14 protein-coding genes are annotated in these 15,857 nt (G+C 72.8%); 6 read left to right on the forward strand and 8 right to left on the reverse strand.

Annotated features, from left to right (window positions below; genetic code table 11):
• Positions 1 to 20 precede the first annotated feature (20 nt).
• Together HALOF300_RS18145 and hemE are read right to left on the reverse strand one after the other, a co-directional pair.
• Positions 21 to 1,574, reverse strand: coding sequence for a protoporphyrinogen/coproporphyrinogen oxidase (locus HALOF300_RS18145; protein WP_156742312.1), 1,554 nt, complete (start codon positions 1,572 to 1,574; stop codon positions 21 to 23).
• Positions 1,571 to 2,689: a uroporphyrinogen decarboxylase gene (gene hemE / locus HALOF300_RS18150; RefSeq protein WP_231955567.1), complete on the reverse strand. Its 1,119-nt coding sequence runs from the start codon at positions 2,687 to 2,689 to the stop codon at positions 1,571 to 1,573. The genes HALOF300_RS18145 and hemE overlap by 4 nt, the downstream gene beginning before the upstream one ends.
• A gap of 104 nt (positions 2,690 to 2,793) precedes the next feature.
• Between hemE and HALOF300_RS18155 the strand changes: the two genes are divergently transcribed.
• From HALOF300_RS18155 to HALOF300_RS18175, 5 genes are all read left to right on the forward strand, one after another.
• Positions 2,794 to 3,735, forward strand: coding sequence for a phosphotransferase (locus HALOF300_RS18155; protein WP_197522653.1), 942 nt, complete (start codon positions 2,794 to 2,796; stop codon positions 3,733 to 3,735).
• A gap of 74 nt (positions 3,736 to 3,809) precedes the next feature.
• Positions 3,810 to 4,544 (forward strand): alpha/beta fold hydrolase, encoded by a 735-nt coding sequence (locus HALOF300_RS18160; RefSeq protein ID WP_156742314.1) that lies wholly within the window; start codon positions 3,810 to 3,812, stop codon positions 4,542 to 4,544.
• A 45-nt stretch (positions 4,545 to 4,589) separates the two neighbouring features.
• The gene (locus HALOF300_RS18165; RefSeq protein ID WP_231955569.1) at positions 4,590 to 5,855 is read left to right on the forward strand and encodes a glutamyl-tRNA reductase; all 1,266 of its coding nucleotides are present in this window, start codon (positions 4,590 to 4,592) and stop codon (positions 5,853 to 5,855) included.
• Positions 5,856 to 5,921: 66 nt separating this feature from the next.
• Positions 5,922 to 7,304, forward strand: coding sequence for a DUF2252 domain-containing protein (locus tag HALOF300_RS18170; protein WP_231955570.1), 1,383 nt, complete (start codon positions 5,922 to 5,924; stop codon positions 7,302 to 7,304).
• A gap of 19 nt (positions 7,305 to 7,323) precedes the next feature.
• Positions 7,324 to 8,082 (forward strand): phosphotransferase, encoded by a 759-nt coding sequence (locus tag HALOF300_RS18175; protein WP_156742316.1) that lies wholly within the window; start codon positions 7,324 to 7,326, stop codon positions 8,080 to 8,082.
• Between the two features lie 58 nt (positions 8,083 to 8,140).
• Here HALOF300_RS18175 and HALOF300_RS18180 read toward each other — a convergent pair whose 3' ends face one another.
• The gene (locus HALOF300_RS18180; RefSeq protein WP_197522654.1) at positions 8,141 to 10,303 is read right to left on the reverse strand and encodes a prolyl oligopeptidase family serine peptidase; all 2,163 of its coding nucleotides are present in this window, start codon (positions 10,301 to 10,303) and stop codon (positions 8,141 to 8,143) included.
• A 100-nt stretch (positions 10,304 to 10,403) separates the two neighbouring features.
• Between HALOF300_RS18180 and HALOF300_RS18185 the strand changes: the two genes are divergently transcribed.
• Positions 10,404 to 11,216: a serine hydrolase domain-containing protein gene (locus tag HALOF300_RS18185; RefSeq protein WP_156742318.1), complete on the forward strand. Its 813-nt coding sequence runs from the start codon at positions 10,404 to 10,406 to the stop codon at positions 11,214 to 11,216.
• A 17-nt stretch (positions 11,217 to 11,233) separates the two neighbouring features.
• On the opposite strand, the gene HALOF300_RS18190 is transcribed toward HALOF300_RS18185, so the two are convergent.
• From HALOF300_RS18190 to HALOF300_RS18210, 5 genes are all read right to left on the reverse strand, one after another.
• Positions 11,234 to 11,725: a hypothetical protein gene (locus HALOF300_RS18190; protein WP_156742319.1), complete on the reverse strand. Its 492-nt coding sequence runs from the start codon at positions 11,723 to 11,725 to the stop codon at positions 11,234 to 11,236.
• 54 nt (positions 11,726 to 11,779) lie between these two features.
• The gene (locus HALOF300_RS18195) at positions 11,780 to 12,412 is read right to left on the reverse strand and encodes a maleylpyruvate isomerase family mycothiol-dependent enzyme (RefSeq protein WP_156742320.1); all 633 of its coding nucleotides are present in this window, start codon (positions 12,410 to 12,412) and stop codon (positions 11,780 to 11,782) included.
• A gap of 44 nt (positions 12,413 to 12,456) precedes the next feature.
• Positions 12,457 to 13,221, reverse strand: coding sequence for a glutamine amidotransferase (locus HALOF300_RS18200; RefSeq protein WP_156742321.1), 765 nt, complete (start codon positions 13,219 to 13,221; stop codon positions 12,457 to 12,459).
• A gap of 103 nt (positions 13,222 to 13,324) precedes the next feature.
• Positions 13,325 to 14,287 carry a tryptophan--tRNA ligase gene (trpS, locus tag HALOF300_RS18205; protein WP_156742322.1) on the reverse strand — a complete coding sequence of 321 codons (963 nt, stop codon included), beginning with the start codon at positions 14,285 to 14,287 and terminating at the stop codon, positions 13,325 to 13,327.
• Between the two features lie 159 nt (positions 14,288 to 14,446).
• Positions 14,447 to 15,787: a low temperature requirement protein A gene (locus HALOF300_RS18210; protein WP_197522655.1), complete on the reverse strand. Its 1,341-nt coding sequence runs from the start codon at positions 15,785 to 15,787 to the stop codon at positions 14,447 to 14,449.
• Positions 15,788 to 15,857: the final 70 nt, after the last annotated feature.

Here is a 15,857-nt window from a genome sequence, read left to right on the forward strand (position 1 = left end):
ATGCCGATGACGACGGTCCGTCAGAACCCGGAGATCCGCCGTCCGGCGTCCCTCGCATCGGCGATCACGGAGGCCAGCCCGGTGCCCGCGATCCACGTGCCGGCCACGTCGAGCGAGCCCATCGCAGTGACCGTGGAACGGGCGGCCTCGACGTGCTGTGACATTCCCCACGCCCGGGTCGGGCGGGGCAGCGTGAGAGACACCCGGATATGGTCGATGAGCGCGTCGGCTCCGATCGTGATCCCGAGCAGCCGGCCCGCGTCCGAGAGCGCGAGCGTGGCACGTTCGGCAGCGTCCCCCGGCACGATCCCGGCCGCGTAGGAGAGCCGGATGACGGCTCGGTCCGGGCCGGCCGCCTGCGCCACCCAGTCCCACTTGGCGCTGGCGTAGGTGAGTGCCTTGGCACCGCGGCCGGGGACGGCGACGAGCACGCCGGCGCGGGGGTGCTCGGGCAGGGCGGTGTCGTCGAGGACGAGGGTCACCAGGTCAACGCCCGACGGCGCGGGCCAGTCCGCGGCGAGGCGCGCCAGGGCGTTGGTCGCCTCGGGCGTACTGCGAATGCCGTCGCGGCCGTCGGTACGCGCCGGGTCGCCGGTCGTGGCACCGGGTTGCGGCGGCGCACCCAGGAAGCCCCAGGTGTGCGGCGGGCTGGCGAGCAGCACCTTGCCCGCGCGGATGCGGATCGAGCCCGCGTGCACGAGCCAGCCACCGCCGTCGGGCGTGAGGGAATCGACCGGGGTGCCCGGGCGCAGGTCGGCGCCGGCGCGGGTCAGGTCCGCGACGAGCGCCTCGACGAGCCGGTGGATGCCACCCCGCACACCCTGCACCGCGCTGCCCGCGGGGGCGGCGGCGCGGATCTCGGCGAGCGAGGCGGCAAGCGACCCGGTCCGGGCCAGCCGGTCAAGCACCCCGGGGAGCAGATCCGTCGCGGCGAGTTCCTCGGGTTCGACCGAGTGCACGCCGCGGACCACCGGACGCAGCAGCCGATCGGTGACGGCCTCGCCCATCCGGGCGGTGACCAGGGCGGCCAGCGTCGGGCCCGGGGCGGGCGAGGGACCGACGCCACGGGCGACGGCGCCCGGTCCGGCGGCGGGTCGGGCGCCGGTGACGTCGACGGGCAGGTCCAGATCCAGCCGGGCGCGCGCCAGGCCGTCCGCCCCCAGAACCTCGGCCAGACCGGGGGCGTCGAGGTCGGTCGGGATGCCGAGCACACCGGTGGCGGGCATGGCGCGGGAGAAGCCGTCGTGGTGGACCCGCGCCGGGACCCGGCTCGGGGTGACGATCTCGGAGGCGAGCCCGAGGTCGTCGATGAGGGCGGCGACGGTGCCGCCGCGCGTGGCGAAACTCTCGGCACCGGAGTCCAGAGCCACGCCCGCCACCGGGTTCGAGCCGACCAGCCCGCCGAAGGAATCCGCGGCCTCCAGGACCGTGACCGAGCTGCCGGCGCGGGCCGCCTCCCACGCGGCGACCAGTCCGGCGACGCCGCCGCCGATGACGACGACGCCTACGGTCGAGGTCGGGTTCTGCGCTCGCGCGGAAGCGCCGTCGTCAGGTTCGGCGGGCGGCGTGCTCATCGGTCCGCGGCCGCGTGCACCGTCTCCACGATCCGGGTCAGGACCTCAGGGTCGGTGTCCGGCGGCACACCGTGGCCGAGGTTGAGCACGTGCGCGGGAGCCGCAGCGCCGCGAGCGAGCACGTCGTGGACGTGCGCCTTGAGCACCGGCCACGGCGCGGCCAGCAGCGCGGGGTCCACGTTTCCCTGCAGCGGCACGCCGGGCACGACCGCGGCGGCGGCGTCCAGCGGGGTGCGGTAGTCGACGCCGACGACGTCTACCCCGACGTCGTGCATCGCACCGAGCAGGTGGCCGGTGCCGACGCCGAAGTGCACCGTCGGCACGCGTCCGCCGTTCGCGGCCACCCCGGTGCTCGCCCCGGGCACCCGCAGGTCGCGGACCGGCGCGAGCGCGGCCGACGAATGCGGCGCGACCAGCGCGGTGTAGTCGGCCAGGGACAGCCCGCCGGCCCAGGAGTCGAACAGCTGGGCCGCGGAGGCACCCGCGCTGATCTGCGCGAGCAGGAACGCCCCGGTCAGCTCGGCGAGCCAGGACATCAGGTCCGCCCACACCTCGGGCTCGCTATGCATCAGCGTCCGCGCAGCGAGCTGGTCCTTCGACGGGCCACCCTCGACGAGGTATGCGGCGAGCGTGAACGGGGCACCCGCGAACCCGATCAGGGGCGTGCTGCCGAGCTCGCCGACCAACCGGCCCACCGCGGTGGTGACGGGCTCGAACAGGCCCGCGGGGACGCCGTCGGGCGTGAGAGCGCGCAGTGCGGCGACGTCTGCCGCGGTCCGCACCGGGTGCGCCAGCACCGGACCCTTGCCGGGCACGATGTCCACATCCACACCGATCAGGCGCAGCGGGACGACGATGTCGCTGAAGAAGATCGCGGCGTCCACCCCGTGCCGGCGGACTGGCTGCAAGGTGATCTCGGTGACCAGGTCCGGGTCCAGGCAGGCCTCGAGCATCCGGATCCCGGTGCGCAGTGCCCGGTACTCGGGTAGCGATCGTCCCGCCTGCCGCATGAACCACACCGGCGTGGTCGGCGAACGCTCCCCGGAGTAGGCGCGGACGAGGGGCGAGGAAGCCGTTGCACCCGTGAGCGGGTGGTCGGCGGGCAGGAGGGTCACGCGCTCGATTCTGACATCTCGGGCGCGGGCGTCGTGACCATGGTGAGGTTGACGCGACATCACTCGGCTCCGAGGTGTCACCCCGCTCATGTCAGGATGTCCACGTGTCTTCTCGCGCGGATGCGATCGATCCTGCCCTCTTGACCCAGTGGTGCACGGAGCGCCTGGGCAGCCCGCCTGCGGAGGAGATCTTCAGATCCGGGCACCTGTCTGTCGTCATCGGGCTGCGGCTCGCCGACGGCCGCGAGGTGGTGGTCAAGGTTCGTCCGGACTCGCCGCGGATCGCGGCCTGTGTCGAAATCCAGCGCCGCATGTTCCAGGCCGGCTATCCGTGCCCTGAGCCGCTCACCGACGCCGTGCCTCTCGGCCGCGACATCGCAACCGCGGAAGCCTACGTCCCTGACGGCGCCTTGCTCCCGAGCACGGACCAGGCCGTCCGATCCTCTGCGGAGGCCTTCGCGCGGCTGATTCGGCTCGCACCCCGGCCGGCTGAGGTGTCGACCCTCGAACCGGCACCGTCGTGGGCGGCGTGGAACCACGCCGAGGGCGGACTGTGGCCGCGCCCGGAGGGCCCTGACGTCAACCTCAACGAGGTGGCCGGCGCGGACTGGATCGACGACGCCGGGCGCCGGGCCCGGGACAGGCTTCGAGCCGGCGAGTCGGACGCGGTGATCGGCCACTGCGACTGGCTTGCCGGCAACCTGCGGTGGAGCGGCGACGCGCTGCTGGTGGTGCACGACTGGGACAGCATGACCGTCGACAGCGAGGCCGTCCTCGTCGGGTTGGCAGCCGCCCTGTACTCGACCGTCGACGTGGACGACCTTGCCACCGTGGAGGAGACCGAGCAGTTCCTCGTTGCGTATTGCGATGCGCGTGGCCGGGACTTCAGCGCCGACGAACTCGAGCGGTCGTGGGCGGCCGGCGTCTGGACCAGGGCATACGACGCCAAGTATCAGCACACGGTCGGACAGCCCATCACCTCACTGCGCGAGAGCGAGGCCCGTGAGCGGCTCCGTCGCGCTGGGACCGACCGAGGACCGTCCTGACCGAGCTCGAGGCCCCCGGCAATGCGGGTTCCATCGGGGGATACGCTGAGCCGCACGACCCATCGGGAGCCACCATGACCACGTCGCCGCACGACCGGGCCACCGACGGCCGCCCGCTTCTCGCTCTCATTCCGGGCGCCGGGTCGGACCCCGGCTACTGGCAACCACTCCGGGCCGCCCTCGAGGCCGTCGGGCTCGACTCGGTGGCGGTCGATCTCCCCTGCGCCGACGACACCGCCGACCTGCGGGCATACACGGACGCCGTCCTTGCCGTCACCGCGGACCATCCCGGGGACGTCGTGCTGGTGGCCCACTCGTTCGGCGCCTTCACCGCGCCGCTCGCCGCCGAGCGCCTGACCTCGGCGCGGCTGGTCCTGCTCTCGGCGATGGTGCCGCGCCCCGGGGAGGCACCCGGCGACTGGTGGGAGGCGACCGGTCAAGCCGCCGCGCGCCGCGACGCCGACCTCGCCGCGAACCGGGAACCCGACGACTCCCTCGAGGCCCTGTTCTACAACGGGTTGACCCCGGCGCAGATCGAGCAGGCCAGGTGGTGGGATCGGCCACAATCGGGCACGCCGTTCGTCGCGCCCTGGCCGCTGCCGGCGTGGCCGGACCTGCCGACCACGGTGCTCGCGTTCGCCGACGACCGGCTCTTCCCGCCGACGTTCCAGCGGCGGATCGCCGCGGAGCGGCTGGGTCTCGAGTTGGGTCTGGTACCCGGTGGCCACATGGGCATGATCTCCCACCCCGGACCGCTCGCCGCCACCCTCGCGCGCATCGTGGGCGAGGGTTCGGACACCGCGTCATAACGATCAGCGGGCCGCGGACGTACGATGGCGGGCGTGCTGGTGTGTGTGAGTGCGAACCATCGGACCGCGAGCTTCGCGGTCCTCGAGCGACTCTCCGCAGCGCATCCGGACCCGACGGCGCATCTCGCCGACGCCGGCGTGCGCGGCGCCGTCGTGGTCGCGACGTGCAACAGGCACGAGTCCTACCTCGACGTGGACGCCGAGTCCGAGGCGGACGTCGAGGCGGCCGTCGAGACCGCGCTCGGGCGCCTCGCCGGGCCGGCGGGGCTGACCACGCACGACCTGCGGGCCAAGGCCCGCGTGATGACCTCCAGCCGGGTGGCGGCGCACCTGTTCGCGGTGGCCAGCGGCCTCGACTCCGTGGTGGTGGGCGAGGACGAGATCGCGGGCCAGGTACGCCGCGCGCTCAGCGACGCCCGCGAGGCCGGCGCCACGACCGGTGCCCTGGAGCGCCTGTTCCAGATGGCCTCGACCACCTCCCGCGGCGTGAAGAACACGACCGGGATCAACGCGGCCGGCCGGTCCATGGTGCGCTTGGCGCTGGACCTCGCCGAGAGTCGGATCCCGGAGTGGGCCCGCGCCCGGGTGCTGATCATCGGCACCGGTGCGTACGCGCGGACCACCCTGGCGGCGCTGCGCGAGCGCGGGGTCGCCGCCGTGGATGTGTCCTCACCGTCCGGGCGCGAGCAGATGTTCGCGAGCCGGGAGGGCGTCCGGCCCGTCGGCGCGGCCGAGTTGCCGGCCGCGCTCGGGCGCGCGGATCTGATCATCACCTCAACGAACGTGCCGGCCCTGGATGCCGAGCGACTCGCGCCCGCCCGCGGCACGGACGCGCGGGCGCTGCTGGTCATCGACCTGGGTCTGCCCAGCAACGTCGCCAAGGACGTCACGACCGTGCCCGGCGTGGACCTGCTGGACCTGGAGACGATCAGCCGGCACGCCCCGGTGGCGGAACTGAACGCGAGCGCGCAGGCCCATGACCTGGTGGCTGCGGCGGCCCGCGAGTACGAGACCCGTACGGCCGCCGAGACCGCCGGCCCCGCGATCGTGGCCTACCGCGGCCACATCGAGGAACTGCTCGATGCCGAGATCGCCCGCGCCCGCGAGCGCGGCGAGCATTCCGAGGACGTCGAGCGGGCCCTGCGCCACTTCGCCGGCGTCCTCGTGCACTCCCCCACCGCCCGGGCCCGGGACCTCGCCGCGCAGGGCCGGCTGCCGGAGCTCACGGACGCGCTCGGGACACTGTACGGACTGCACGTCCCGCCGCACGACGAGAACACGCTCGGCGTGACCTACCGCCGGATCGGCTGACCCCCGCCACCGCCGCCCGTCCACCGGAGCGGGCGTGCGGTCCCGCGCAGGGTGAATGATGTGACCGTGACCGGCCACAACAGGATCGAGCGGTACCCGACGCGACGGGCCGCGCACGCGGCGGGCCGGCAGACACGCAAGGTGGCGCCGCGCCGCACCCTCGGCACGTTGGCGACGTCCGACCGGGACCCCGTCGCCCACCTCAGGGAGCAGAACGCCGACCGATTGCCCGAACTCGTCCCGCTCCGGATGGCACGGATGCTCCAGGACCCGTTCGCCTTCTATCGCGGCACCGCGGGCCTGATGGCTCTCGACCTCGCCGACTCCCCGAGCTCCGGGCTGCCGGTCATCGCCTGCGGTGACGCCCACCTCAGCAACTTCGGCATCTACGCGACCCCCGAGCGGCGCCTCACCTTCGATCTGAACGACTTCGACGAGGCGGCCGCCGCACCATGGGAGTGGGATCTCAAGCGCCTCGTCACGAGCGCCGTCATCGGCGGCAGACACGCGGGGTACGCCGCTGCCGAGACCGAGCGGGCCGCTCGCGAAGCCGTGGCGGTCTATGCCGCCGGCCTCAAGGAACTCGCCGCGCTGTCTCCGGCGGCCCGCTACTTCATGCACACCGGCAAGGCCAAGGCGCGGGGGTGGCTCGACAAGACCTCGCGCACGGCGATGAAGGGCGCGGTCGAGTCGGCGCGCAAGCGGACCGCCGAGCGGGCGGTCCGGCGCACCACCGAACGCGGCCCGGACGGACGGCTGCGCTTCGTCGAGACCCCGCCGACGATGACGCACCCGAGCGGCGCCGTCGTCGAGGCCATGACGGACATCGTCGAGCGCGTCCTTTCGAGCATGAGCGTCGACATCGCCGTCGTCCTGCGCCAGTACGAACCACTGGATCTCGTTCGGCGCGTGGTCGGTGTGGGAAGCGTCGGTACGCGGTGCTATCTGCACCTGATGGGCGGCGCGGATGATGACGTGATGCTCCTGCAGGTGAAGGAGGCAGGCGAGTCCGTCCTGGTCCGGTACGGGCGCGTCGAGCAACCACCGGACATCGCCCGAGGGATCGCGGCGGCCGGCAACGGTCTACGCGTGGTGGCGCTGCAGCGCGTCCTCCAGGGGGTCTCCGATCCCTACCTCGGCCACGTGCAGGTGGCTGGGCGGGACTACTACCTGCGTCAGTTCCACGACATGAAGGGTTCGATCGACCTCGACTCGCTCGACGCGGCCGCGTTCCGTCAGTATGTCGCCGCCTGCGCGTCCATCCTGGCGCGGGCCCACTCGCAGAGCCCGACCGCTAGCAAGATCGTCGGCTACATCGGCAACGGGGCCGCACTCACCGATGCCATCACGGAGTGGGCATACGCCTACGCGGACCAGTCCCGTCAGGACTTCGACGCGCTCCGTGCGGCCGCCGACGACGGCAGGGTGCCGCGGGCCGACCAGCCGTAGTCCCTGGTGTACTGATCGGGTGAGCGAACCGGAGGAGCTGCGGGTTGCCATCGTCGGCGACGTCGTGCACCGCCCCGCGCAGGCCTGGACGACCACCGTGCATGCCCTGCTACGCCACCTGGCCGCGAACGGGCTGGCCGACGTGGTCCCTGAGCCACTCGGCATCGTGGGGGACGTCGAGACCGACCGCCTGGTGCCGGGCGATGCCGGGCCGGCCAGCTGGCCGTACCAGGCGACCGAACCAGGGCTGGCCTCGGCTGCCCGACTCCTGCGGGCGGTGCACGACGCGACCCGTGGCTGGCGTCCGCCCCCGAGTGCTCGGTGGGCCCACCCGCCCAGATCCGACGCGGCCGCCGAAACGTCCGTGATCTGTCATGGCGACCCCGGCCCGTGGAACATGGCCTGGACCGGTGGCGTGGCGACCGGCCTCTTCGACTGGGATCACGCCTACCCCGGCCCGGCGCTCGACGACGTCGCATACGCGCTCGAGTACTTCGCGCCGTTCCGGGATGACGCCGAGGCGGTGCGCTGGCACGGGTTCACGTTGCCACCTGACCGACGTCGGCGCACCGAGGTGTTCGCGGCGGCCTACGGCCTCGGCTCGAGCGCAGGGCTTCTGGACGCCGTCATCGCGCGGCAGGAGACTACGGCCGACCAGGTCCGGGCGCTCGCGAACGAAGGCGTGCTACCCCAGGCGAGGTGGGTGAACGAGGGCTACCTCGACGTACTGGCCGCCCGGGTCGCCTGGTCCCGGGCCAACCGCCACCTGTTCGAGTAGGCCGACGGCGACCCACCGCCGAGATGGGTCGACCGCACGCCCTCGGATGTGCGGCCGGTCATGCGTCAGGTATGGGATCGAGCCCGGTGTGGTGGGCCGCGAACGCGAGCTGGTCGGCGAACTCCGCCGCCTGGGCGTCCTTGGGCTTGCCCATTCCATGCCCGGCTCGGGTATCCACGCGCAGCAGGGCCGGCCCGGCCCCTTCGGAGCCGGCGGACAGGGCGTGCTGCAGCTCGGCTCCGAACTTCAGGGAATGCGCGGGCACCACGCGGTCGTCGTGGTCGCCGGTGCAGATGAGCGTGGGCGGGTAGGCGACGTCGTCGCGCACCCGGTGCAGCGGTGAGTAGGCGTACAGCGCGGGGAACTCCGCCGCGTCGTCCGGGTCGCCGTAGTCGCTGCACCAGGCCCAACCGACTGTGAACCGGTGGAACCGCAGCATGTCGAGCACGCCGACGGTCGGCAGCGCCGCCGCCCACAGCTCGGGCCGCTGGGTCATCGCGGCACCGACGAGCAGCCCACCGTTCGATCGCCCGTGGACCGCGATCGCGGACGCCGTGCCGGACGAGCGGAGCCACTCGGCGCAGGCATACAGGTCGTCGAACACATTCTGCTTGCGATCCTTCGTGCCTGCGTCGTGCCACTGCTCGCCGTACTCCCCGCCGCCGCGCAGCGTCGCGACCGCGAGCGTGCCACCGGCCGCGACCCACGCGACGAAGATCGCCCGGAACTCCGGGTTCACCTCGATCCGGAACCCGCCATAGCCGTACAGGAGCGTCGGCCGGGGCGCATCGTCGGCGAGGTCCGCGCGCTGGACGAGGAACATCGGTACCTCGGTGCCCTCCGTGGACGTCGCGCGAGGTCGGGTGACGGAGACCTCGCCGACGTCGAACGCGCCGGGTGGCCCGGCCAGCACCTTGTGCTTCGGCGCCGGTGCGGTGACGACCCGGTGGTTCGTCCCGGCATCGGTGAACGAGACGGTGCGGACATGGACGACGGCGGAGCCCTCCTCAACGTCGAGGCCCGCCACGGTCACGGCCTCGCCGAGGTCGACGGCGCGGCGCGCCTCGGTGATGCCCACCGGGACGTCATCGCCGTCCGCCTGGTCGAAACCGGCGAGCACCACGCGGTGCGTGGCGTCGCGGGAGTAGACCAGCACGAGACCGTCCACCGTGAGCGCGGACTCCGGACGCAGCACACCGTCCGCGGACTCCCCCACGAGCTCGCGGAACTCGGGCTCCGAACCCGCACCGACGCCGTCGGGATCGATCGTGACGATCCGGCGGCGTGGCGCGCCGTCATCCGTGTGCAGCACGAGCCGGCCGCCTCGCGCGCCGAGGACCGCCCACCGGGCGCGGGCATCGGAGGTCAGCGCGACCTCATCGGCATCGATGTCGATGCCACCTGGTCCTGGCACGAGCCGCCGTACCGCGAGGTCGCTCGGCCCCGAGGAGCCCGCCGCGTATCTGATGACGAGCCAGTCCCCCGCGACGTCCGGATAGGCGAACAGCTTCGGAGCATCCGGCCGGTGCCACACGGTGACGTCGTCCGCCGGTGCCTCGCCGAGCCGGTGCAGCCGCAGGTAGCCGGCCTCGGTGACATCGGCGAAGGTCGCGCCGGTCGGGGCGTCGTGCACCCAGTACAGGAAGCCGCTCGAGTCGGGCAGCCAGGTGGGCTCGACCCACTTCGTCCAGGTGAGCTGGTCGGGTAGGACGGCTCCGGTCGCGACGTCGAGCACGCGGATCGTGCGCCAGTCCGAGCCTGCCTCGGCGAGGGCATAGGCGAGCAACTCCCCGTCCGGGCTCACCGACCAGCTGGTCACCGCCGTCGTGCCGGCGGCGTCGAGTTCGTTCGGATCGAGCAGCACACGGTCCTCAAGGGACGGCACGCCGCCGTCGTCGGAGACGACGAGCCGGTCCTGGTTCGCGGTCCCGTCGTTCACCCACGCGAACGTGCGACCGTGCCGCTCGTGCGGGAGGCCCACGCTCGGTGCGTGCAGGATCCGCGAGACGAGGTCGTCGAACGCGGGGCGCTCCGGCAGCGCCGCGAGGATCGGTTCGCTGAGCGTGTTCTGCGCGGCGACGAACGCCTGCGTCTGCGCCGAATCAGGGTCCTCGAGCCAGCGGTACGGGTCGGCGACACTGACCCCGTGCAGGACGTCGACGACGTCGGACCGGCGGGCGGGCGGGTAGCTCAGGGGTTCAGGGCTCGAGTCGAGAGGCATGTGTCCAGTCAATCGCACCCGGGGCGGACCCGAGCACACGGCCGAGCGCCGCGGGCTGAGGCGTGCGCCTGGCACGATCGTGGCGTGGCAGGCTGGGCGCATGAGTTCCTACCCCACCCTGGCCCGGTTCGACTTCCCGGTGGCGCTGGCGGTCTCCTCGGCGAGCGAGGTGCTCTCGTTCGACGGCGACGTCGAGGCGGTCCATCCGTGGAAGTCCGTGACGAAGCCACTGGCTGCGCTCGCGGTGCTCGTGGCAGTGGATCAGGGGCGGGTCGGCCTCGACGATCCAGCCGGCCCGGAGGGGTCCACCGTGCGGCATCTGCTCGCGCATGCCTCCGGGCTGCCGTTCGAGGCCGGCGCGGTGCTGCAGCGGCCGGGGCTGCGCCGGGTGTACTCGAACCAGGGCTTCGAGGTCCTCGGCGACCACGTCGCGGCGGCCGTGGGCGAGCCGTTCCCCGAGTGGACCCGTGCGGCGGTGCTCGAGCCCTTGGAGCTGACCAGCGTCACCCTGGACGGCAGCCCCGCGCATGCGGCGAGCGGCTCCGCCCACGACGTGCTCGCGCTCGGCCTCGAGATGCTCACGCCGACGCTGATCTCCGCGGAACTCGGCGAGACGGCCCGCACGGTCGCCTTTCCCGGCCTGTCCGGAGTGCTGCCCGGGTTCGGACGGCAGGACCACAACGACTGGGGTCTCGGCTACGAGATCCGCGACCACAAGTCCCCGCACTGGACCGGGGCCTCGAACTCCCCCGCCACGTTCGGGCACTTCGGCCAGTCCGGCAGCTTCGTCTGGGTGGACCCGGACGCGGGCCTGGTCGCCGCGTTCCTCGGCGCCGAGTCGTTCCGATCCGAGGTGCACGGCGAACTGTGGCCGTTGCTGAACGACGAGATCCTCGCCGCGCACCGGGCCTGACGCCGGGGACCGCTGCGTCAGCCGGCCAGGATCAGCTCGACCACATCGTCGGCGCTCGTGCCCTCGGGCAGCGCGATCCGCACGGTGCCGGTCGGCTCCTCGAGCGGTTCGGGCACGGCGGCGGCGGACACCAGCGTCTCGCCGACCCTGATGACGAGGCGGGCCGTCTCCCCGGCCCCGGCGGCCTGCGCGGACAGGTCCTGAAGGACGGCCGTACCGTCCGGATCTAACGTCAGGTCCACAGAGTCGTGGTCGCCCGCATCGGGCACCGCCACGGCGTCCGCGACGCCGGCGCGCGAGAACTGCGCGGCGCCGACCTCGACGTGCTCGCCGTTGACCTGAACACAGTCCGCGCTGGAGCCGGGAGTGCAGGACTGCGCCACCGCCAGCTCGATCGCTCCACCGGTCGGCGGCGGCGGCGGCCCGCCCCCGGCGCCGCCTGCGGAACACGCGCTCGCCACGAGCACGAGGAGTCCGACGCACCAGTACCGGCGCCTGTGATTCGCCATGGGACGACCTCCGTCGAGCGTCAGGCCGGCATCCGCGCCGGGACAGACGTCAGGCTACTGGCCCGTCAACGACTGTGCGCCGGGTCCGGTCAACTCCCCCGGGCGCACCGGTCGCCCGGAGAGGGCGAGCAGCAGCGCCACGGCGCTCCCCCGCACGTGCTCGCCGTCGCCGACGGTCAGCTCCGCGTCGGTCGCGGTGAGTCGCAGCCCGGCGGCCCGCTCCCTGCCGCCGCCCATCCTCGTGGAGGTGGCGAGCTGGTGCCGGATCGCCGTCACGGCCGCCGCGGGAGGGTAGTCGTGTTCGATCCCGAGCGGGCGCCGGATGTCCTCGCCGTGCACGATCGCCTCGACGAGCCGGGTCGGGAGCGGCGCCGGGGCCCCGGTGCTGCGTCGGCTGACGGACTCGAACGCGGCCAACGTCTGCGCCGGGTCCGCCGCGCGCTCCCGGGCCACACCGCGGTCGTTGAACCTGTCGAAATCGAAGCCGGCCCGCACGAACGCGCCTGCGAACGAGAGCGTGGTGGTGCGGGCGTCGTCGACGAGGTGCGCGAGCACGTCATGCACGCTCCAGCCCGGGCACAGCGACGGCGTCGACCACCGCTCGGCGGGCAGGTCCCGCAGGTCCTCGATCAGCGCGGCACGCTCGGCGTGGACGGTGGGCCAGATCGTGGCGCTGTCCTTGGCCATGCTCTCGCGTGGCTCCCCTCGATCGGGGTGGACGGCACCCGCGGTCAACCGGCGAGCAGCTCCGCGTCCACGCGCTGCACCGCGGCGCCACGGTAACGCAGCACGAATGCTCGCACCAGGTGGTGAGCGGCGCTCACGTCCGCCCGCGTGACCCGGTCGATGACGGCGGCCATCTCGGCGGCGTCGAAGTAGCCGGAGTCGCGGTAGACCTCGATCCGGGTGATCACCGAGGCCAGGTCCATCTCAGGGTGGAACTGGGTGACGTATCCGTGCCGGCCGAGCCGGTACATCTGCACAGGGCAGGTCGGCGAGGTGGCGAGCACGGTGGCGCGCGGCGGCAGCACCGTGACGGCTTCCTTGTGCCCGACATAGGCCTGGAACCCGGCCGGCAGGCCGGCGAGCAACGGGTCCACGGCGCCCTCGGGGGTGAGCCGGATCTCGGCGGCGGAGGTCTCCTCGCCGTAGGTCGCGTCCACCACGCCGCCGGTGCGTGCGCCGACGATCCCGACGCCGTAGCAGAGCGCGAGCATCGGCAGGTCCCGGCGGAGGATCTCGTCGACGATCACACCGAGGTCGGCCTCCACCCGGCGCTGCACGGACGACTTGTGCCGGTCGGAGACGGTGAACGGGCTGCCGCCGATGATCACGCCGGCGTAGTCGGCTGGGTCGAGGTCGGCCACGGACCCGGCCTCCAGACGCACCCGCACCAGCTCGTCCGGGTGCAGGCCGCCGTGGCGGAGCAGGCTGCGGTACTCCTCATCCGCCGCCGCGTCCTCCGCACGGGAGGCGAGCAGGAGGAAGGGGCGCATGCGGCAAGTCTTCCCGACGGCGACCCCTCGCCCTGGCGGGGCCGAGTTCCGTCTCAGTCCGTGGTCACCGGCCCCCAGCCGGGCCGGTGACTTGCGGGGCGACCTACGCCAACCCCATCGCCGTCCGGGCCGCGGCGAGTACCGGGGCGGTGGCTCGACGACAGACCTCGGCGCCGGACGCGAACACCGAGGACACGTCGCCGGGATCGAGGTCGGCGTACAGCTTCTGGATCGGCTCGAGCTCGGCTATCACGGCGTCGGTCACCGCAGCCTTCAGGGCGCCGTAGGTCGTGATGCCCTCCGTCGAGCCGCCGCAGGCCGCGAGGATGTCGAGCAGGTTCGTCACTCCGGGCTTGGCCTCGCGATCGGGTCGCACCGAGCCCACGCCCACCTCCGAGTCCGTCACGGCGCGACCGACCTTCCGGCGTACCACGTCGGGCGGGTCGAGCAGGTAGATGGTCCCGCCGCCGTCGTCGCGGGACTTGTCCATCTTCGAGGTCGGGTCCTGCAGGTCCATCACGCGCGCACCTGCCGGCGCCGTGACGATCTCGGGGACCGTGAACACCTCGCCGTAGCTGCGGTTGAACCGCAGGGCCAGGTCCCTCGTGAGTTCGACATGTTGGCGCTGGTCGTCGCCGACCGGCACATCGGTCGGCCGGTAGAGCAGGATGTCGGCAGCCATCAGTGCCGGGTAGGTGAACAGTGAGACCCGCGTCGAGGGCCGGTTGCGACCCTTCTCCTTGAACTGGATCATCCGGTTCAGCTCGCCGACGTGGGCGGTGCACTCCAACAGGTAGGACAGTTCGGAGTGCGCGGGCACATGGCTCTGGATGAACAGAGTGCTCCGGTCGAGCCCGACGGCAAGCAGCAGGCGCGCCATCTCAGCCGGGACCTCCCGCAACCGGGCCGGGTCGTGGCCGACCGTCAGGGCATGGAGGTCGGCAATGCCGTAGTAGCAGGTGCTCCGCGCAGGGGAGACCTGCGCGGCCGCCATCGGACGCAGTGCGCCGAGCAGGTTCCCCAGCGTGAGGTGACCGGTGGGCTTGAGCATGGACAGGTTGATCATCGGGACTCCTTCGATGCGAGCCCACGGGTGCTGTCGATCTCTCAGTGAAACGCGTGACGGCCGCCCATGGGCGGCCGTTTCGTTGAATGCTTCGAACGTGGTCCGCCGGTCAGGCGGGCCACCACTGCATGGAGCGGAATGTCGTCAGCATGTGGGTCATCATGCCAGGTGCGGAGCGCCGGTGTCCGCAGGTCGCGGCGACACCCGCACGGAGCCTGCGTAGCTCACCAGCAGGGCCGCCGCGAGCACCCAGACCTGCCCGACGGCCGCGAGCCGATCCCCGGCGATGACGATCACGGCGCCGGCCACGAGGGTCGGCACGGCGAGCAGCAATGCGGTCTGCCGGCCGCGCGGGTCGGCCCGGCGGATCCCGAGCACCAGATGCACCACGGCGCCGAGCAGCCCGTAGAGGCCGAACGCGACGAGCAGCAGCCACCGCACGTCCGCCGTCAGGGATTCGCCGGGTTCGACGAGGACACCGCCGAGGACCGCGACCAGGGTGGCCAGCGCACCGGTCGTGACCAGGTGCAGCGGCCACGCCGCCCGCGGGGACACGGCGCCCGTGGCGAGCAGGGCGACCCCGGCGTAGCCGCCGCGGACCGCGAGGGCCCACAGGGTGACCAGAAGCGCGAACGTGCCCGCTCCGGCCAGCAGGAGGTCGACGTCCCAGGTGGCCTCACCGGCGGCCGCGACGGCCTGGATCATGCCTTCGCCGAGCACGATGATGACGAACAGCCCGAGCCGCTCACCCAGGTGCGCCTCGTCCCCGGCTAGGGTTCTGACCGTCTCCGGCAGGTCCCGGTCGCCGCGTCGCGGGTCCCGCCCGCGGCCCGATCCGAGCAGGTCGGCACCCTCCCCAGGGCCGCGACCCGCGCGGCCCCGCCGACCGGACCGAGCCGCGTCGCGGCGCCCGGCGCGTCCGCGTCGTTCGCCGCCGTCGATCCGGTCCCGCAGTCCGTCCAGGTGTTCCTGGGCGTTCTGGGCGAGCCTTGGCCCGGAGATCAGCAGCAGGACGCCCACGTCGATCGCGAGGCCGATCGCCCACAGGATGTAGACGACCGATCCGTCGAACCACCAGGACACCATCCAGGGCACGACGCCCCCGAGTGCCTGGACGACGGGAAGGTCCAGCACCACGGTCCCTCGTTGGAACGGCCGCGACGCGAGGATCCGGCCGATCACGTACGCGATCGAGAACGCGGTCGCGTGCTCGCCGTTGATCTCGGGCACGGCCGCCATCATCACGGCCAGGGCGGCCATGCCGAGCAGCATCGGCCGGGCCCGCGTCGCCTCACCGGCGATGTTGCCGTACGTCGTGAAGCACGCCCAGACCAGCCAGAACGCCACGAACGCGATCGCGTACAGCGCCAGGCCCCCCGGCCCGTGGTCGGCGTGCAACAGGTGCGCCAGGGTGCCGATGCCGGCGACCACGACCAGGTCGAAGAACAGTTCCAGCCAGGATGCGTGCCGGTCGGCTTCCGTGTGCTCCGCGGTTGTCACGGGGACCGAACCTACTCCTGTGCCCGGACCGCTCACAGTGCTCGCGGTGCCGATGGCGATCGCGCATCCG

Source organism: Occultella aeris (assembly GCF_902703175.1).
In the GTDB taxonomy this organism is placed as follows: Bacteria; Actinomycetota; Actinomycetes; order Actinomycetales; family Beutenbergiaceae; genus Occultella; species Occultella aeris.